This is a genomic window from Pseudomonas sp. PAMC 25886 (assembly GCF_000242655.1).
GTDB lineage: Bacteria > Pseudomonadota > Gammaproteobacteria > Pseudomonadales > Pseudomonadaceae > Aquipseudomonas.
In genome coordinates, this window is sequence record NZ_AHHC01000050.1 from 35,303 (window position 1) to 53,668 (window position 18,366).

Annotated in this window: 22 protein-coding genes; 15 read left to right on the top strand and 7 right to left on the bottom strand. The window is 60.9% G+C overall.

Annotated elements, in window-relative coordinates:
• The first annotated feature begins 75 nt into the window (after positions 1 to 75).
• Positions 76 to 1,083 (top strand): DNA-binding protein, encoded by a 1,008-nt coding sequence (locus tag MUM_RS0115615; protein WP_010171392.1) that lies wholly within the window; start codon positions 76 to 78, stop codon positions 1,081 to 1,083.
• Here the strand turns inward: MUM_RS0115615 and gorA are convergent, their stop codons facing one another.
• Both gorA and galU read right to left on the bottom strand, forming a co-directional pair.
• Entirely contained in the window at positions 1,084 to 2,442 is a 1,359-nt protein-coding gene (gorA, locus tag MUM_RS0115620) for a glutathione-disulfide reductase (protein ID WP_010171393.1), read from the bottom strand. It abuts the gene before it with no gap.
• 103 nt (positions 2,443 to 2,545) lie between these two features.
• Positions 2,546 to 3,385, bottom strand: a complete 840-nt coding sequence (gene galU, locus MUM_RS0115625) for a UTP--glucose-1-phosphate uridylyltransferase GalU (protein ID WP_003212579.1) — start codon at positions 3,383 to 3,385, stop codon at positions 2,546 to 2,548.
• 306 nt (positions 3,386 to 3,691) lie between these two features.
• Here galU and MUM_RS0115630 point away from each other — a divergent pair, with 306 nt between their 5' ends.
• Both MUM_RS0115630 and MUM_RS0115635 read left to right on the top strand, forming a co-directional pair.
• Positions 3,692 to 3,877: a hypothetical protein gene (locus MUM_RS0115630; RefSeq protein ID WP_010171394.1), complete on the top strand. Its 186-nt coding sequence runs from the start codon at positions 3,692 to 3,694 to the stop codon at positions 3,875 to 3,877.
• 101 nt (positions 3,878 to 3,978) lie between these two features.
• Complete coding sequence (locus MUM_RS0115635; protein WP_003212581.1) at positions 3,979 to 4,263, top strand: hypothetical protein; 285 nt, start codon at positions 3,979 to 3,981, stop codon at positions 4,261 to 4,263.
• Here the strand turns inward: MUM_RS0115635 and MUM_RS0115640 are convergent, their stop codons facing one another.
• The 4 genes from MUM_RS0115640 to MUM_RS0115655 form a co-directional block, all read right to left on the bottom strand.
• Complete coding sequence (locus MUM_RS0115640; RefSeq protein WP_010171395.1) at positions 4,264 to 4,494, bottom strand: hypothetical protein; 231 nt, start codon at positions 4,492 to 4,494, stop codon at positions 4,264 to 4,266.
• Between the two features lie 63 nt (positions 4,495 to 4,557).
• Positions 4,558 to 5,478: a c-type cytochrome gene (locus MUM_RS0115645; protein WP_010171396.1), complete on the bottom strand. Its 921-nt coding sequence runs from the start codon at positions 5,476 to 5,478 to the stop codon at positions 4,558 to 4,560.
• Positions 5,475 to 6,125: a c-type cytochrome gene (locus MUM_RS0115650; RefSeq protein WP_029615925.1), complete on the bottom strand. Its 651-nt coding sequence runs from the start codon at positions 6,123 to 6,125 to the stop codon at positions 5,475 to 5,477. Before MUM_RS0115650 ends, MUM_RS0115645 begins: the two co-directional genes overlap by 4 nt.
• Positions 6,126 to 6,319: 194 nt before the next feature.
• A complete protein-coding gene (locus MUM_RS0115655; RefSeq protein WP_010171399.1) occupies positions 6,320 to 6,670 on the bottom strand; it encodes a hypothetical protein in 351 nt (116 codons plus the stop codon).
• A 213-nt stretch (positions 6,671 to 6,883) separates the two neighbouring features.
• On the opposite strand from MUM_RS0115655, the gene MUM_RS0115660 reads away from it, so the two are divergent.
• The 5 genes from MUM_RS0115660 to ada all read left to right on the top strand — a co-directional run bounded on the left by MUM_RS0115660 (position 6,884) and on the right by ada (position 9,972).
• Positions 6,884 to 7,186: a DUF1883 domain-containing protein gene (locus MUM_RS0115660; protein ID WP_010171402.1), complete on the top strand. Its 303-nt coding sequence runs from the start codon at positions 6,884 to 6,886 to the stop codon at positions 7,184 to 7,186.
• Between the two features lie 11 nt (positions 7,187 to 7,197).
• The gene (locus MUM_RS1000000134595; RefSeq protein ID WP_169385834.1) at positions 7,198 to 7,362 is read left to right on the top strand and encodes a hypothetical protein; all 165 of its coding nucleotides are present in this window, start codon (positions 7,198 to 7,200) and stop codon (positions 7,360 to 7,362) included.
• An 82-nt stretch (positions 7,363 to 7,444) separates the two neighbouring features.
• Positions 7,445 to 8,161: a 2OG-Fe(II) oxygenase gene (locus tag MUM_RS0115670; RefSeq protein WP_010171405.1), complete on the top strand. Its 717-nt coding sequence runs from the start codon at positions 7,445 to 7,447 to the stop codon at positions 8,159 to 8,161.
• Positions 8,151 to 8,831, top strand: coding sequence for a DNA oxidative demethylase AlkB (gene alkB / locus MUM_RS0115675; RefSeq protein ID WP_010171407.1), 681 nt, complete (start codon positions 8,151 to 8,153; stop codon positions 8,829 to 8,831). Before MUM_RS0115670 ends, alkB begins: the two co-directional genes overlap by 11 nt.
• 76 nt (positions 8,832 to 8,907) lie before the next feature.
• A complete protein-coding gene (gene ada / locus MUM_RS0115680; protein WP_010171409.1) occupies positions 8,908 to 9,972 on the top strand; it encodes a bifunctional DNA-binding transcriptional regulator/O6-methylguanine-DNA methyltransferase Ada in 1,065 nt (354 codons plus the stop codon).
• A 6-nt stretch (positions 9,973 to 9,978) separates the two neighbouring features.
• Here the strand turns inward: ada and MUM_RS0115685 are convergent, their stop codons facing one another.
• Positions 9,979 to 10,563: a CGNR zinc finger domain-containing protein gene (locus MUM_RS0115685; RefSeq protein WP_010171411.1), complete on the bottom strand. Its 585-nt coding sequence runs from the start codon at positions 10,561 to 10,563 to the stop codon at positions 9,979 to 9,981.
• 175 nt (positions 10,564 to 10,738) lie between these two features.
• Here MUM_RS0115685 and MUM_RS0115690 point away from each other — a divergent pair, with 175 nt between their 5' ends.
• From MUM_RS0115690 to MUM_RS0115720, 7 genes are all read left to right on the top strand, one after another.
• The gene (locus MUM_RS0115690) at positions 10,739 to 11,617 is read left to right on the top strand and encodes an alpha/beta fold hydrolase (protein WP_010171413.1); all 879 of its coding nucleotides are present in this window, start codon (positions 10,739 to 10,741) and stop codon (positions 11,615 to 11,617) included.
• Positions 11,618 to 11,727: 110 nt separating this feature from the next.
• A complete protein-coding gene (locus MUM_RS0115695) occupies positions 11,728 to 12,792 on the top strand; it encodes an NAD(P)H-dependent flavin oxidoreductase (RefSeq protein WP_010171415.1) in 1,065 nt (354 codons plus the stop codon).
• A 119-nt stretch (positions 12,793 to 12,911) separates the two neighbouring features.
• Positions 12,912 to 13,679: a molybdate ABC transporter substrate-binding protein gene (modA, locus tag MUM_RS0115700; RefSeq protein WP_010171417.1), complete on the top strand. Its 768-nt coding sequence runs from the start codon at positions 12,912 to 12,914 to the stop codon at positions 13,677 to 13,679.
• Positions 13,680 to 14,360 carry a molybdate ABC transporter permease subunit gene (gene modB, locus MUM_RS0115705; protein WP_010171419.1) on the top strand — a complete coding sequence of 227 codons (681 nt, stop codon included), beginning with the start codon at positions 13,680 to 13,682 and terminating at the stop codon, positions 14,358 to 14,360.
• 5 nt (positions 14,361 to 14,365) lie between these two features.
• Positions 14,366 to 15,445, top strand: a complete 1,080-nt coding sequence (gene modC, locus MUM_RS0115710) for a molybdenum ABC transporter ATP-binding protein (RefSeq protein ID WP_029615926.1) — start codon at positions 14,366 to 14,368, stop codon at positions 15,443 to 15,445.
• Positions 15,446 to 15,508: 63 nt separating this feature from the next.
• Positions 15,509 to 16,537, top strand: coding sequence for a DNA topoisomerase IB (locus tag MUM_RS0115715; protein WP_010171423.1), 1,029 nt, complete (start codon positions 15,509 to 15,511; stop codon positions 16,535 to 16,537).
• A gap of 144 nt (positions 16,538 to 16,681) precedes the next feature.
• On the top strand, positions 16,682 to 18,316 hold the full coding sequence (locus MUM_RS0115720) for an ABC-F family ATP-binding cassette domain-containing protein (protein ID WP_010171425.1): 1,635 nt from the start codon (positions 16,682 to 16,684) through the stop codon (positions 18,314 to 18,316).
• Positions 18,317 to 18,366 lie beyond the last annotated feature (50 nt).

Sequence of the window (18,366 nt, forward strand, 5' to 3'; positions counted from 1 at the left end):
TTAAGCTTAAATATAATCGTGATATAGTACGTAAATACATACTACGTACCACAGTACCAAATCGACGGAGACTCCATGGCTCGCGGCGGCATCAATAAAGCAGTAGTTCAAACGGCACGCCTGGCGATCCTCGCCCGCGGCGAAAACCCAAGCATCGATGCCGTACGCATCGAGATGGGCAATACCGGCTCGAAAACCACGATTCATCGCTATTTGAAGGAGCTGGACGAAAGCGAAACCCGCCAAACCATCACTGAAGCGCCCATCGACGACGAGTTGGGCGAACTGGTGGCACGCCTGGCCCAGCGCCTCAAGGAGAAGGCGCAGGAGCCTATCGACCTGGCCCTGGCGCAGTTCCAGCAACAGAAAGCCGCCCTGCTCGCCCAGGCCGAAGCGCTGGAAGCCGACCACAGCCAACTCAAGCAACAGTTCGATATCCAGGCAGCCGCCCTGGCCGATGAAAGCGCGGCCCTGCAAAGCACCCGCTCCAGCCTGCAAACCGAGCAAACCCGCAACGCCGGGCTGAGCCAGGCGTGCAGCGATTACGAGCTGCGGATCAACGATAAAGACGAGCAGATTCGCTCACTGGAAGAGAAGCACCTGCATGCCCGGGATGCCCTTGAGCATTACCGCAACGCGATCAAGGATCAGCGCGAGCAGGAACAGCGCCGCCATGAAGGACAGTTGCAGCAGGTACAGGCAGAGCTGCGCCAGGCCCAGCAGAGCGCGATGGTGCGCCAGGATGAGATCACCCAACTGCACCGCGATAACGAGCGCCTGCTGATTGAGCATCGGGTGACGGTGAAAGAGCTGAGTGCCTTGCAGGAACAGGCCCGCCAGGACCGCGAACAGCAGCGCCAGTTGAGCGAACAGGTGAATGTGATCGACAGCGAGCGCACCCTGTTGCAGGAACGCTTGCGGGTTGCACAGTTGGAGAATCAGGCACGCCAGGAAGCGCTGGCCGAACACCAGCAGGTCAACAAGACCCTGGAGCTGGACCTGGTCAAAGCCCAGGCCAGCATCGAGGCGCTGCGCCTGGCAGCCGTCATTGCGACGGTGCCAGAGGCAACTACCGAGGGCTGATTACTGCGCCACCGGCGTGCGCATGGTGACGAATTCTTCCGCCGCCGTGGGGTGCACGCCGATGGTTTCGTCGAAATGCTGCTTGGTCGCGCCCGCCTTGAGTGCGATCGCCAGGCCCTGCACGATCTCGCCAGCGTCAGGGCCGACCATGTGGCAGCCCAGGACCTTGTCAGTCTCGGCGTCCACCACCAGCTTCATCAGGGTCTTTTCCTGGCACTCGGTCAGGGTCAGCTTCATCGGCCGGAAGCGGCTTTCGAAAACCTGCACTTTGTGGCCGTCCTCACGCGCCTGCTCTTCGCTGAGGCCCACGGTGCCAATGTTCGGCAGGCTGAACACCGCGGTCGGGATCATCGCGTAATCCACCGGGCGATACTGCTCAGGCTTGAACAATCGACGCGCCACGGCCATACCTTCAGCCAGCGCCACCGGCGTGAGTTGCACACGACCGATCACATCGCCAATCGCCAGGATCGACGGCTCAGCGGTCTGGTACAGGTCGTCCACTTCGACAAAACCACGCTTGTCCAACTTGACGCCGGTGTTCTCGAGCCCCAGGTTATCGAGCATCGGGCGCCGGCCGGTGGCGTAGAACACGCAATCGGTTTCCAGCACGCGACCGTCTTTCAAGGTGGCCTTGAGGCTGCCGTCGGCCTGCTTGTCGATACGCTCGATGTCAGCATTGAATTGCAGGTCCAGGCCGCGCTTGGTCAGTTCTTCCTTCAAGTGTGTGCGTACCGAGCCGTCAAAACCGCGCAAGAACAGGTCGCCGCGATACAGCAGCGAGGTCTGTGCGCCCAGGCCGTGGAAAATCCCGGCGAACTCGACGGCGATATACCCCCCGCCGACCACCAGCACACGCTTGGGCAGCTCTTTGAGGAAGAACGCCTCATTGGAGCCAATGGCGTGCTCGCGCCCCGGGATTTCCGGGATCTGCGGCCAGCCGCCGGTGGCTACCAGAATGTGTTTGGCGGTGAAGCGCTCGCCGTTGATTTCCACCTGGTGCGGATCCACCAGTCGCGCATGTCCTTCGTGCAGGGTCACGCCGCTGTTGACCAGCAGGTTGCGGTAGATGCCATTGAGGCGGTTGATCTCGCGATCCTTGTTGGCAATCAGGGTCGCCCAGTCGAAGTTGGCTTCACCCAGGGACCAGCCAAAACCGCTGGCTTGCTCGAAGTCTTCGGCGAAATGTGCGCCGTACACCAGCAGTTTCTTCGGCACGCAGCCCACATTCACGCAGGTACCGCCCAGGTAACGGCTTTCCGCTACCGCCACCTTGGCGCCAAAACCTGCAGCGAATCGTGCAGCGCGCACACCGCCGGAACCGGCACCAATTACATAAAGGTCAAAATCGTAGGCCATTTCACTCTCCTCGGCAGGACAACAGCATACCTGCTTACATGGGGCCGAAAAACGAAAAAGCCACCCGAAGGTGGCTTTCCCAGATCAAGCAGGCAACCGTGAATCAGTAAGCCTTGCCAGTCTTGTAGAAGTGCTCGTAGCAGAAGTTGGTTGCTTCGATGTAGCCTTCAGCGCCACCGCAGTCAAAACGACGACCTTTGAACTTGTAGGCAATCACGCAACCGTCTTTTGCCTGCTTCAACAGGGCGTCGGTGATCTGGATCTCACCACCCTTGCCTGGCTCGGTCTCTTCGATCAGCTTGAAGATGTCCGGGGTCAGGATGTAGCGGCCGATGATCGCCAGGTTCGATGGGGCATCTTCCGGCGCCGGTTTTTCAACCATGTCGCGTACGCGGATCAGGCCATCACCGATATCGTCGCCGGCAATCACGCCGTACTTGTTGGTTTCCTGAGGGTCAACCTCTTGAACCGCGACGATGGTGCAACGGTACTTCTGGTACAGCTTGACCATCTGGGTCAGCACGCCGTCGCCTTCCAGGTTTACGCAAAGGTCATCCGCCAGTACCACGGCGAACGGTTCGTCACCGATCAGCGGGCGACCGGTCAGGATCGCGTGGCCCAGGCCTTTCATTTGGGTCTGACGGGTGTAGGAGAACGAGCACTCGTCGAGCAGTTTACGGATGCCGACCAGGTATTTTTCCTTGTCGGTGCCCTTGATCTGGTTTTCCAGCTCGTAGCTGATGTCGAAGTGGTCTTCCAGGGCGCGTTTGCCACGGCCGGTCACGATCGAGATTTCGTTCAGGCCGGCATCCAGTGCCTCTTCAACGCCGTACTGGATCAGTGGCTTGTTCACCACCGGCAGCATCTCTTTGGGCATGGCCTTGGTCGCTGGCAGGAAGCGAGTGCCGTAACCGGCTGCTGGGAACAAGCATTTCTTGATCATATGAGTCCTTACAAAGGGCTGTGCGTACGAAATTCGGCGCAGTCTAATCAGGCCGCAGTCACCTTACAATGGGTCCTGCTGGCGTTGCGATGTCAACATAGAGAAAAAATGTCGGCGTAAGTTCCGCCGGCATTCAATCAAGTGCCTTCGTCGCTGTTAAAAATCGTCGGCTTGCGCCCGTCATTCAAAGGGCTTCAACCTTTTTAGCACGCTTTATCGCGATCGGCACTGACCTGCAACAACTTGCGCCGCCCCACGCCGTTTGGCGCTATCATTGCAGCCTGAACCAAACAACGAGATTGATAGATGTCAGAACCAAAAGGCGTGAACGGCTACCTGATCACCAAGCGAGCGGACGGCTGGCACTTGATCAACTTCCACGGCGACAGCGTTGCCGGGGCATTCGCGAGCGAAGCCCAAGCCATTGCGGTGGCCGAAGTGTTTGTGGATGAAGCAGGCCACGCGTCGAGCAAACGTCCCAAGACCAAGTAAGGCCTGTTTCAGGGGCTGCTTCGCAGCCCAACGGGGGGCAAGCCCCCTCACCACAAGACAGTGTCAGCGCTCCCTTCCAACACCCTGATGACGACTCCTACATGAACAAGATTCTGGCACTGATTGCGGTACTGGCGCTTACGGGTGGTTGCACCACCACCTCCGACACCGTCCTGAAAAACGGCGAACAAGGACTGGCTATCGACTGCTCCGGCGAAGCCAACTCCTGGGCCAGTTGCTATGAAAAGGCGGACGCGTCCTGCGCGGGCACCGGTTACCGGATTGTCGGCACTGAAGGTACGCCAGCCCTGAAAGAAAGCGACAAGACCCTGGGCAAGGATGTCGGCAACTACAAAACCCGCAGCGTGACCGTGGTCTGTAAGTAATTACATGTGAATTTCGGCGAACTTGATGCCCAGGCCGCGAATGGTCTCGATCAAGTCGTCCAGGCGAGAGAAGGATTCGACTTCATCTTGGTCATCTACCAGGAAATAGCTGCGACCGCCGCTCTTCTTGAAGAATACGATCCACTCGCCTGTATCCGCAGGATTTTGAATCACATGGGTCGCAGAAATATGACCCCCTGCATGTCGCTCTCTGACTTGCTCACGCTTCATGACTGAATATCCGAAAAGACAATGCCGCTGATTCAGCGGCATTTTTTATGGGTGATCGACAGTTTAACGGATGCCTTGGCCAATCAGCACGCCATCGACCGTCTGCCCGTAAAGATTGATGCCATCATTGGCGTGAAACTTCACCCGGGTTTTCTCCACGGAGCCTTCCACCAGGCGCGGGTCCTGAGGCCGCTCGTGGCGATTGACGTAGGCCGCCACGTCCCAGGCCTGTTGGTCGGTCAGGCTGCCGCCCTTGCCCAGGGGCATGTTGTGCTTGATGAAGGACGCCGCCGTATTGATCCGGTGCATCCCCGCGCCCCAATTGTAGGAGTCTTTACCCCAGAGTGGCGGCATCACGTAGCTGTCGCCGACTTTCTGGCCCTGGCCTTCAGCACCATGACAAACGGCACATTGGCCCTTATAGACTTCAGCGCCCTGGGCCAGGTCATACCCCTTGTCGGGGGCCGGCACGTCCGGGTAGCCACGCCCCGGCAGTTCGACGCCCAAGGGAGCCTTGCTCGCCAACCAGTAGGCATACACCGACAACGCAGTAATCTCCGGGCTGTCTGCTGCCGGTGGCGTGCCGCCATTCATGCTGAACTGGAAGCAACCCTGCAGGCGCTCGGCGAAGGTGTTGACCTTGTCGTTCTTTTTTCGATACGCCGGGTACATCGGATAGGCACCCCACAGCGGCGCGGAGTTGGCCAGGCGTCCCTGGTCCAGATGGCAGTTGCTGCAATTGAGGCCATTGCCGACAAACTGCGGCGCCAGGCGCTTGGTGTCGACAAACAGCGCGTAACCCTGTTTAACCAGCTTGCCGTAGGCGTTGTCCGGCAACTCACTCTCTTTCGGCGGCTGGAACTGCTGGGCCGCAGGATGAGCAGCAGGCTGCAACTGTGACTGGTCCTCCATGGCGATGGTGGCCGCATGGGCCGGCACACTGATCAGGGTTCCCAGCAACGGCGCACACAAGAAACGCTTCATGGCTTGGCCTCCTGGCCGCTCAGCGACGCGAAATAAGTGGCCACCGCCTGCACTTCTTCAGCGCTGAGGGATTTGGCGACATGCCCCATCAGATCGTTCGGATCGTTATGGCGTGTACCGCTGCGCCAGGCGTTCAACTGCGCTGCCAGGTAGGCTGCCGATTGCCCGGCCAAGGGTGGAAACGCCTCGCCGACACCCACGCCGGCCGGGCCATGGCAACTGACGCACGCCGGGATCTGGCGCTCCCACGCGCCTTGCATGGCAATCTTTTGCGCAGCGTCAGTTGGCATATCGCTGCGGTGCACCGGGACAGGCGCCGGCGCGGGCATTGCCGCCAGCTCCTCGGTCACGGCGTTGATTTCTTCTTCCGTCAGTGCGCTGGCCAGTGGTTGCATCACGGGACTGTTACGCGCGCCGCTTTTGAAATCCTGCAGTTGCTTGCGCAAATAACCCGCAGGCAAACCGGCCAAGCGCGGAAAACCCGCCGCCGCCAGCCCCAGGCCATCAGCCCCGTGGCAAGCCACACAGGGCGCCGCTCCCGGCTGGGAACCGCCCTGTGTAAACACGTTTTTTCCCTCTAGCGCATGGGCGCTGCCCACTATCAGCAACAACGCGCTACCCATCAGAACTCGTTCCAGAGACATCATCACGACTCCATTTTTATAGTTATATGCTTAGGCGAATCAGGTATAAGCCTACAAATGGTAGGGTAATGATCGGACTGTCACAACACCCAATGGCGAGTGGAAAACCAGGCGCTGAATATCGCGCACAAAAAACCCGACACTGCGATGGCAGGTCGGGCTTCTTGATCGGATTCGAAAGTGGGTGACCTACCGGATTAACCGGAAATGCAAGCCTCGCCGGCCGCCTTCACGTCACCCGGGCGAATCGGCACATTGGACATGCTCTCGTAGAGCTTGATGCTGCTGCCGCTGGAACGCTCTTCGATTTCGAAGATAGCCGACGGATCAGCAGAGAATTTCTGCGGCACAATCACTTGAACACCCTCCTTGTGGGGCTCGATCTGGGACGGCCTGCGGGTTTTGGACAATTTCTGAACCACACACGCCGCGTATTCCTGCGGCTTTTTGCCCGAGATCACTGCCAGCGTCGGTGGGGTCTGCTTGATATCCGCCACCGAAGCACATCCACCCAACGCCAGGGCCAGAACCAACACACTCCACTTCATATAAAAAACCTCCGATAAAGACCCTACGACAGCGAGGAAGGTATTTTTCTCCCGCCCACGTTGGATTTATCCCTGATAACTCGGTAAATAACTGTTTTAAATTGTCGAAGTCGTCGACGACGGTCCGATAATAAACGTGCTGGGGCTGATAAACTCCATCTTAACCTACGTATCGTTCTGATTTTTCAGAAAAAGCCCTTCTGGAGACACCCAATGAAATTCATCCACCAGCGCGAACACCTTAATGAAGGAGATATCGTCGTCATTGAATGCTCGCAAACCTGCAACATCCGCCTGATGAGCGACGCGAACTTTCGCAGCTTCAAGAACGGTGGCCGCCATACCTACCACGGCGGCGCATTTGACAAGTTCCCTGCAAAAATCACCGCTCCGAGCACCGGGTTCTGGAACATTACCCTGGACGTCGTAACCCGCCGTGCCATCAGCGTGACCAAGAAGCCGACCTTGTCCCACAAGATCCGCATCGTGCGCCGCACCCATTCGAAACTGAGCTGACAGGAATGCCCGTGACTACCACCAAATATGTGATCAAGTACAAACTCAACGGTGAGCGCCGCTTCGAATTCGCCCAATTGCAGGCCGGCAGCCTCGAAGAAGCCAAGGAAGCCCTGGCGAAAATCCACGACGCCAGCGATGAAATCACCGATATCAATGTGAGCAAGGCCCTGTAATTCGAGCGCAAGCATCGGAGTGTCACGCCGCTGACGACTTCCTAGACTGGCAGCCTTTACCCGCTGCCACAGGAACTCGTCGATGCCTCCTACTCCACTGCAAGAACGCCTGGCCAACCTGAACTGGGACGCGATCGAGCGAGACCTCGATCAACAGGGTAACGCGCTGATTCCGGGCCTGCTGGAGCACTGTGAATGCGCAGCACTCAGCAGCCATTATCCCCGACAGGACCTGTTTCGCTCCCAGGTGCTGATGGCCAGGCACGGCTTTGGCCGTGGCGAGTACAAATACTTCCGCTACCCGTTGCCCTCGCCGATCAGCGAGCTGCGTGAACAGCTATATGGGTACCTGGCGCCCCAGGCTAATCGCTGGAACGAACGGATGAACCTGCCGATCACCTACCCGGCGCACCATGCCGACTTCATCGCCCGCTGCCACGCCGCCGGGCAGCAACGCCCTACGCCGTTATTGCTGCAATATGGCCCCGGTGACTACAACTGCCTGCACCAGGATCTGTACGGCGAACATGTATTCCCCTTACAAGTGGCCATCCTGTTGTCGCAGCCGGGAGAGGATTTCCAGGGCGGCGAACTGGTACTGACCGAACAGCAGCCAAGAATGCAATCCCGTGCCCATGTCGTACCGCTGAACAAGGGCGACGCGGTGGTCTTCGCGGTCAATCAGCGACCCGTGCCCAGTGTGAGGGGCTTTCATCGGGTCACCTTGCGCCATGGGGTCAGTGTTCTGCACAGTGGCATGCGCCATACCTTGGGAGTGATTTTTCACGATGCGCAGTAAGAGCAATCCCGGCCCCACCCTCGATCTGTTTGCCGACGAGGCCTTGCGGCAACCCGCGGGGCGCGAGCAAATCGGCGAGCAGTCCTGCGTGCTCAAGGGCTACGCCCTGCCCTGGGTCGAGCGTTTGCTGCCGGAACTGCGGCGCATATTGGCCCAGTCGCCGTTCCGGCAAATGGTCACGCCGGGCGGTTTTACCATGTCGGCGGCGTTGAGCAGTTGTGGGGAGTTGGGCTGGACAACCGATCCCACGGGCTATCGCTACTCCCCGGTTGACCCCAACAGCGGACAACCCTGGCCAGCACTGCCCGAGGCACTGCGCCAACTGGCGATCACGGTCGCAGCAGATGCGGGTTTCGCTGATTTCGAGCCGGATGCCTGCCTGATCAACCGCTACGTGCCGGGGGCCAAAATGTCCCTGCATCAGGACAAAAACGAGCGCAACTACGCAGCCCCGGTGGTCTCGGTGTCCCTGGGTTTGCCGGCGATCTTTCTGTTCGGCGGCCATGAACGGAGCGACAAGCCACAAAAGGTCTCGCTGTTCCATGGCGATGTGGTGGTGTGGGGCGGCGTGGACCGCCTGCGCTTTCATGGCGTGATGCCGATCAAGCCCGGCACTCATCCGGTGATGGGGCCGCAGCGTATCAACCTGACATTTCGAACCGCCGGATGAATTTGACCGCAAGCATCGGAGTGATGGGAATGCCGCACGGGACTAACCTGGCATTCCTCAACCAGGAGTCATCACCATGACCGCGCGCCACGCCACCGAACAAGATCCACGCTGGGCCGCCATCGTCGCCCGCGACGCCAAGGCTGACTTGACCTTCGTCTACGGTGTGAAAACCACCGGCGTGTACTGCCGCCCCAGCAGCTCCGCACGGCGGCCGCGCCCGGAGAACGTCGAATTCTTCGACACCCCGCAACAGGCCGAAGCCGCGGGCTACCGACCCAACAAACGCTATTCGGGGGACCAGACCCAAGTCGCCGCACGCCATGCGCAACTGGTGGCAGGCGCCTGCCGACACATCGAGCAAGCCGAAACCTTGCCGTCCCTTGAAGCCTTGGCCGCCCTCGCCGGCTTGAGCCCGTTCCATTTTCATCGGGTGTTCAAAGCGGTGACCGGCCTGACGCCCAAGCGGTACGCCAGCGCCCATCGCTCGCGCAAGGTGCGTGACGGGCTCAAGGACCAACACTCGGTAACCGACGCGCTGTACGACGCGGGCTTCAATTCCAACAGCCGCTTTTACGAAGCTGCCGACCAATTGCTCGGCATGAAGCCTGGCGACTACAAAGCCGGCGGCACCAACACAGACATCCGTTTTGCCGTCGGCGAATGCTCATTGGGCGCGATCCTGGTGGCGCAGAGCAATCGTGGCGTATGCGCGATCCTGCTGGGAGATGACCCGGACAAACTGGTGCGCGACCTTCAGGACCAGTTTCCCCGTGCCAATCTATTGGGCGCCGATCACGACTTCGAACAATTGATCGCCCAGGTGGTGGGCTTCATCGAAGCGCCGGCCCTGGGCCTGGATTTGCCCCTGGATTTGCGTGGCACCGCGTTTCAGGAACGGGTCTGGCAGGCCTTGCGGGAAATCCCGGTGGGTTGCACCGCCAGCTACGCCGAGATCGCCCAGCGCATCGGCGCCCCAACTGCCTATCGCGCCGTGGCTCAAGCGTGTGGCGCCAACAGCCTGGCCGTGGCGATTCCCTGCCACCGTGTCGTGCGCGCCGACGGTAACCTGTCGGGCTATCGCTGGGGCGTTGAACGCAAACGCCAACTGCTGGAGCGCGAAAGCCCGGCAGAATCCTGAAGACGGTTAGTGGAGTTTACGTTTGCGAAACTCCGCCACCTTATGCCGGTTGCCACACAGCGCCATGCTGCACCAGCGGCGCTTGTGCCCCTTGGTACGGTCGTAAAACCACAGCACGCACTCGGGATGCTCACAGGTGCGGATCAACCCGAAATCCCCTTCCACCAGCAACGTCGCAGCGGCTTCGGCAATGGGTGCCAGGAACTGCTCGGCGGTTTGCTGTTTGCGCTGTCGCTCCAGGCGCAACTCGCCAGGTGCCGGCCAAGCCAGCTGCGGGTGACTGACCGCCTTGCGCAAAAATGCATTGAGTGCGCCAGGGTCGCCCTGCTCGCCGGCCTTGCGCTGTTCGAGCAACTGCCGGATCACCTCCCGCAAGCCCCGCGCCGCGCCCAGCAGCGCGCCCTCCTCGAACACCGGCACCGTGCCCACATCGCACCAGCCCAGCCGCACCAGCCAGCGCTCGACATCGCCATCGCCTTGCCAGAATTCAAATGGCACGCCGTCGACATTCGCCCGGGTATTGAGCATGTCCAGCACCGGATGGTCGGCCAGAACGTAGGGTTCCAACGGGGATGGGGTGATGGCGGTCATGGCGAGTCCTCTTCAAGTCCGGGTCATCGTAACCGCTGACTGGGCTTTTGGATAGTTACCAAGCCAACATAAAAGTAACCTCTTAAATTAATTTGACAGGTTACTCTTTCGGGCGCAGCCTAAAAACCAGTAACCCGACAAACAATCTTATCCAGTTACAAAGAGGACTCCGATCATGTCGATTTCAACCCCAGTGGTTCGCTACCAGCACGTTGATGCCGATGGCGTGCGCATCTTCTACCGCGAAGCCGGCGACCCGTCCGCCCCCGTGATGTTGCTGCTGCATGGTTTCCCCAGTTCGTCCCATATGTACCGCGACCTGATCCCGCTGCTTGCCACCCGCTACCGGGTCATCGCGCCAGACCTGCCTGGTTTCGGCTTCACCGAAGTCCCCACCGAACGCAATTACCACTACAGTTTCGACAACCTGGCGTTCACCGTCGGCCATTTCGTCGACGCCCTGCAGCTCAGCCGCTACGCGCTTTATGTGTTCGACTACGGTGCGCCGGTGGGCCTGCGCCTGGCGGTGGCGCACCCGGAACGGGTCAGCGCGCTGGTGTCGCAAAACGGCAACGCGTACCTGGAAGGCTTGGGTGACGCCTGGGCGCCGATCCGTACCTATTGGGCCGAACCCAGCCAGGCCAATCGCGAGGTGATACGCAATGCCGTCATCAGCCTGGAAGGCACGCGCTATCAGTACCTGCATGGCGTCCCGCAACCGGAGTTGGTCGCACCGGAGTCCTACATGCTCGACGTGCTTTTGATGCAGCGTCCCGGCAATGACGAGATCCAGCTGGACCTGTTCCTCGACTACCGCAACAACCTGACGCTGTACCCGGCGTTCCAGGCGTTTTTCAAGGCCACGCAAGTGCCGGCGCTGGTGATCTGGGGGCAGAACGATCCGTTCTTCATCCCGCCGGGCGCCCATGCCTACAGCCGCGACAACGCCAACGCGGTGGTGGAATTACTCGAGACCGGCCACTTCGCCCTGGAAACCCACGCCGCGCATATTGCTCAGCGGATTCATGAGGTATTGGGCCACGCCATCGACTGATGGCCGCGCACGAAACACTGGATTCGTCCAGTGAATAATACAGACTGGCCTGGTGCTGCCTGGCCCTGCTAAAACGACGGAACAGCATTCCACCGTTGGAGAAGCGTCCCATGAGCACCTGGCCAGACACCCGAATTCTTGACCTGCTGGGCATTGAGTTACCGATCATCCAGGGGCCCATGGCCAATGCCACCAGCACGGCGATGGTGATTGCCGTCAACCAGGCCGGCGCTCTCGGCTCGATGCCCGCCGCAGCACTGAGCATCGAGCAATTGCGCGAAGCGATCTCTGTTATCCGCCAGGCCAGTTCGCGGCCACTCAACGTCAATTTCTTCTGCCATCAGCCACCGGCGCCGGATGCTGACCGCGACCTTCAGTGGAAGAACCTGCTGGAAACCTACTACCGCGAACTGGGCGCCGACTTTGACGCGCCTACGCCCGTCTCCAACCGTGCACCGTTCAACAATGCCGCGTGTGAAGTGGTGGAAGAGTTCCGTCCGGAAGTCGTGAGTTTTCACTTCGGCCTGCCGGAAAAATCCCTGCTGGACCGGGTCAAGGCCACCGGCGCGAAAGTACTGTCGTCGGCCACCACCGTTGAAGAAGCCATCTGGCTGGAGCAGCACGGCTGCGACGCAATCATTGCCATGGGCGCCGAAGCCGGCGGCCATCGCGGGATGTTCCTCAGCGACGACCTCAATACCCAGATTGGCACCATGGCCCTGGTGCCACAGATCGTCGACGCGGTGAGCGTGCCGGTGATCGCAGCCGGCGGCATCGGTGATGCACGGGGCATTGTCGCCGCCTTTGCCCTCGGCGCCTCGGCGGTGCAGATCGGCACGGCGTACCTGTTTACCCCTGAAGCAACGGTGTCGAAGTCACACCACCACGCCTTGCGCAACGCCCAGGCCAGTGAAACCGCGCTGACTAACCTGTTCACCGGGCGCCCGGCACGGGGCATCGTCAACCGGGTGATGCGTGAACTGGGCGCGATCAACCCGACGGCACCGGCGTTTCCGCTGTCAGGTGGTGCGTTGATGCCGCTCAAGGCCAAGGATGAAGCCGGCTTCAGTAACTTGTGGTCAGGCCAGGCACTGCGCCTGGGCAAAGACATCTCCACCTATGACCTGACACTGGAACTGGCCGCGCAAACCCTGGAAAAACTCGGCCGACGCTGAACCTGAACTCTCGGGACAACTTTGCACTGTACCGGCAGTGGCCAACCGCTATATATTCCCATACATAGCGGTAGCCTCCCTCTGCCTATAACAAGCCGCAAACCCCAAGGAGCTTCTTGATGATGATTCGCGCCTCACGCCTGGCCCCCACGGCCCTCGCTACCCTGATCGCTGCGTTTGCCTTCTCCTCGGCGCATGCCGATGAAGTACAGGTGGCCGTGGCTGCCAACTTCACCGCACCGATCCAGGCGATCGCCGCCGACTTTGAAAAAGACACCGGCCATAAACTGGTCGCGGCCTACGGCGCCACCGGCCAGTTCTACACCCAGATCAAGAACGGCGCGCCGTTTGAAGTGTTCCTCAGCGCGGACGATACCACCCCGCAGAAGCTGGAAGCCGAAGGCGACACCGTCAAGGGTTCGCGCTTCACCTACGCAGTCGGCACCCTGGCGCTGTGGTCGGCCAAAGAAGGCTACGTAGATGCCAAAGGCGAAGTGCTGAAGAAAAATGAATTCCAGCACCTGTCCATCGCCAACCCGAAAGCCGCGCCGTATGGCCTGGCCGCCACCCAGGTACTGGCGAAGGAAGGCTTGACCGAGAAGGTCAAGGACAAGATCGTTGAAGGCCAGAACATCACCCAGGCCTATCAGTTCGTGTCCACCGGCAACGCCGAGCTGGGTTTTGTCGCGCTGTCGCAGATCTACAAGGACGGCAAAGTCACCAGCGGTTCGGCCTGGATCGTGCCCTCTTCGATGCATGACCCGATCAAGCAAGATGCGGTGATCCTCACCAAAGGCAAGGACAGTGCAGCCGCCAAGGCTCTGGTCGAATACCTGAAAGGTCCGAAAGCCGCCGCGGTGATCAAGTCCTACGGTTACGAGCTGTAAATGCCGCTGTCGAGTGCCGATTTTTCCGCGATCTGGCTGACCCTGAAGCTGGCGTCACTGACCACGGTCATCCTGCTGATCATAGGCACTCCGATCGCCCTGTGGCTGTCGCGCACCCGTTCGTGGTGGCGCGGCCCCATTGGCGCGGTGGTGGCCTTGCCGCTGGTGTTGCCACCCACGGTGATCGGCTTCTACCTGCTGTTGACCATGGGGCCCAACGGCTACTTCGGCCAGTTCACCCAATGGCTGGGCCTGGGCACCCTGACGTTCAGCTTTGCCGGGCTGGTGATCGGCTCGGTGATCTATTCCATGCCGTTCGTGGTGCAGCCGTTGCAAAACGCGTTCTCCGCCATCGGCACTCGCCCACTGGAAGTGGCCGCGACCTTGCGGGCCAATCCCTGGGACACCTTCTTCAGCGTGATCTTGCCCCTGGCGCGCCCGGGGTTTATCACCGCGTCGATTCTCGGTTTTGCCCACACCGTCGGCGAGTTCGGGGTGGTGCTGATGATCGGCGGCAATATTCCGAACAAGACCCGGGTGGTCTCGGTGCAGATCTACGACCATGTCGAAGCCATGGAATACGCGCAGGCCCATTGGCTGGCCGGCTCCATGGTGGTGTTTTCTTTCCTGGTGTTGCTGGCGCTCTACTCCAGCCGTAAAACCAAAGCGGGCTGGAGCTGATGTCGATGATCGAGGTGCGCCTGCAACTGAAGTACTCCGGGTTTGCCCTGGACGTCGACCTGCAACTGCCCGGCCGCGGGGTGACGGCGTTGTACGGCCACTCCGGCTCCGGCAAGACCACCTGCCTGCGCTGCATTGCCGGGTTGGAGCGGGCCGAAGAAGGCTTCGTGCAAATCAACGACGAAGTCTGGCAAGACAGCCGTAAAGGCCTGTTCGTGCCACCGCACAAGCGCGCCCTGGGCTACGTGTTTCAGGAAGCCAGCCTGTTCCCGCATTTGTCGGTGCTGGCCAATCTTGAGTTCGGCCTCAAGCGCATCCCGCGCCAACAACGACGCGTGGAGATGAGCCACGCCACCGAACTGTTGGGCATCGGCCACCTGCTGGACCGCCATCCGCAGCACCTTTCCGGCGGCGAACGCCAGCGCATCGGCATCGCCCGCGCGCTGCTTACCAGCCCGAGCCTGCTGCTGATGGACGAACCCTTGGCGGCGCTGGACAGCAAACGCAAAAGCGAAATCCTGCCGTACCTCGAACGCCTGCACGACGAACTGGAAATTCCGGTGCTGTACGTCAGCCATGCCCAGGACGAAGTGGCGCGCCTGGCCGATCACATCGTGTTGCTCAGCGACGGCAAGGCCCTGGCCAGCGGCCCCATTGGCGAAACCCTGGCCCGGCTGGACCTGCCCATGGCCCTGGGTGACGACGCCGGCGTGGTGATCAACGGCACCGTCTGCGCCTACGATGAGCACTACCAATTACTGACCCTGCAACTGCCCGCCAGCCAATTGCAGATGCGCGTGGCCCATGCACCGCTGGCGCTGGGCAAACAGCTGCGTTTCAAGATCCAGGCCCGGGACGTCAGCCTGAGCCTGCAGGCCGAGGAACACAGCAGCATCCTCAATCGCCTGCCGGTGACCGTGACCCAGGAGATTCCTGCAGACAACGCCGCCCACGTGCTGGTGAGCCTCGACGCGGCCGGTACACCACTGCTGGCGCGCATCACCCGGTACTCACAAGACCAGTTGCAACTGCATCCGGGCCAGACGTTATGGGCGCAGATCAAGGCGGTGGCGGTACTGGCCTGAATCCATTGGCACGACCGCAAAAACCTGCGGTCAATCAGAAATACCTGCCAAGGAATTTGCGCCATGCCCGATCCCGCGTTGCTTGCCGACCTGCCCCGCGACCTGCATTACGTCGACGACACCCAGCCCGGCATTTCCCGGAAAAAGCTGCGGGGCAAATTCCAGTACTTCAAGGCCGATGGCACACGCATCAGTGACGCCGACGAAATCAAGCGCATCAACGCCCTCGCGGTGCCGCCGGCCTACACCGATGTGTGGATCTGCGCCGACCCGCGCGGCCATCTGCAAGCCACTGGGCGCGATGCCCGAGGGCGCAAGCAATACCGCTATCACCCGCGCTGGCGCGAAGTGCGCGACACCGACAAATACTCCCGACTGCAACAGTTCGGCAGCGCCCTGCCCAAGTTGCGCAAGCAATTGGAAGCGCAGATCGCCGCGCCCGGCTTCAATCGGGAGAAGGTGCTGGCCACGGTGGTGCTGTTGCTCGATGCCACGCTGATCCGCGTCGGCAATACCCAATACGCCCGGGACAACCGTTCCTACGGCCTGACCACCCTGCGCACGCGCCATGTGGACATCAAGGGCAGCGAGATCCTGTTCCAGTTTCGCGGCAAGAGCGGCATCGAACACCAGATCACCGTCAAGGACCGGCGGCTGGCCACAGTGATCAAACGCTGCCTGGAGCTGCCAGGGCAGAACCTGTTCCAGTACCTGGACGAGAACGGCGAGCGCCACACGGTCAGCTCCACCGACGTGAATGCCTACCTGCACACCCTTACCGGCGCGGACTTTACCGCCAAGGACTACCGCACCTGGGCCGGCAGCGCCCTGGCGTTGGCGGTGTTGCGCGAGCTTGAATGGCAGCCGGAATCCGATGCCAAAAAGCACGTGGTGGAAATGGTCAAGAACGTCGCCAAGCAGTTGGGCAATACCCCGGCGGTGTGCCGCAAGTGCTATATCCACCCGGCCGTGCTGGAGCATTTCAGCCTTGGCGAGCTGGCAAAACTGCCCAAGCCACGGGTGCGCAAAGGCCTGAAAGCCGAGGAAGTGGGGCTGGCAATGTTTCTGGAGCAACTGGCCGAGCGCTTGTAGAAAAAATCCAAACCGGGTTAACCTGCCCGTCCTTTCTGATCCCGGGATGACCGCTGACGTGAACCACTAAGCCTTCCAACATGTAAACGCAACGAGCCGCCTGGCGCGCTTGTTGGCTTGTGCCACATTGTTTTGGAGGTGCTGATGACTGACGTCAAACGGCTGCCTGTGCTTGTTTCCCTGCAACATGTGTATTTCCAGTTCGCCAATGGCGAAACCCTGCTGGACGACCTGAACCTGTCTTTCGATCGCACGCCCACCGGGATTGTGGGGCGTAATGGCGCGGGCAAAAGCGTGCTCGCGCAATTGATTGCCGGCAGGCTGGCGCCCTCTTCCGGTACGCTTGAGACCTGCGCCGGGCTGGCCTATGTCCCACAGACCCTGAGCCTTTCTCCCGGGCAAACCGTCGCGCAAACCACCGGCACCGCCGACGTACTGGCCGCCCTGGACCGGTTGGCCCGGGGCGAAGCGCACACCGACGACCTGGAACGGATCGATGATCGCTGGGACCTCGCCGAGCGCCTGCGCCAGGCGTTGGACGCCGCGGGACTGGCCGACGTCGGTTTCGAGGACCGTGCCGCTCAGTTGAGTGGCGGCCAACTGGCCCGCCTGGCGGTGATCGGCGCCCTGCTGGCCAATCCTCAACTGCTGATTCTCGATGAACCCACCAATCACCTGGACAGCCAAGGCCGCGAATGGCTGCTGGGCATACTGGGCGAGTGGCGTGGCGGCTTGATCGTGGTCAGCCACGACCGGCAATTGCTCAACCGCATGCGGCGAATCATTGAGCTGTCGCCCTTGGGCACCCAGGTCTACGGCGGTAACTACGAGGCGTTTCAGGCTCAGCGTGAGACCGAACAACACGCCGCCCAGGCCACCCTCGAACATGCGCGCCTGGTGCGCAGCCGCGAACGCAAGCGCCTCAAGCAAAGCAACGATGACATCCAGCGCCATGCCGCCCGCTCCCGCAAGCACGCCGAAACCGCGAACGTGGACCGTTTCACCAAAGCGCGCTGGAAAGGCGCCGCCACCGAAATCGTCAGCACCGTGCGCAGTGCCCATCAGCAACACAAGGACGCGCTGGATGAGCGGGTGCGCAAAGCCTACGAACAGGTGGTGGATGAGACGCCCACCCTGCTGGCATTACCCGGCACGGCGGTGCCTTGCGGTCGGCAGGTGTTGACCCTGGAGCACACGCAACTGCCTTGGCTGGATCCGCAACGGCCGACCACCTTCCTCAGTGCCCAGCTTATGGGGCCGATGCGGGTGGCCGTCCACGGGCCGAACGGTTGCGGCAAATCCACGTTGCTCAAATTGCTGGCGGGGCAGTTACGGCCGGTCAGCGGTGACTGCACGGTGCATGTACCGACGGCCTATATTGATCAGCACCTGGCGCTGCTGGACGACCAGCGCTCGATCGTCGAACAGCTCAACCTGCTGGACACCCCGCTGGCCGAGGGTGAACTGCGCGCACGCCTGGCCTTGCTGCAACTGGACGCCTTGCGCGTGACACAACCCGTGGCGCGGCTCAGCGGCGGCGAGCGACTGAAGGCCGCGATGGCAATTGCCCTGTGGCGCAAAACCCCGGTGCAACTGTTGCTGCTGGACGAACCGACCAACCATCTGGACATGCAATCGGTGATCGCCTTCGAGCAGGCATTGCAGGGGTTTACCGGGGCGATGGTTGCGGTGTCCCACGATGCCGAGTTTCTCGCCGCACTCCACCCCAGCCACACCCTGACATGGCAACCTGCGGGCTGGCGCCTGGAACCGGTGTGAAAGGCCTGCGCCAAGTCATTGCAGCCGAACGCAAAGCGCCCTACGGTAGT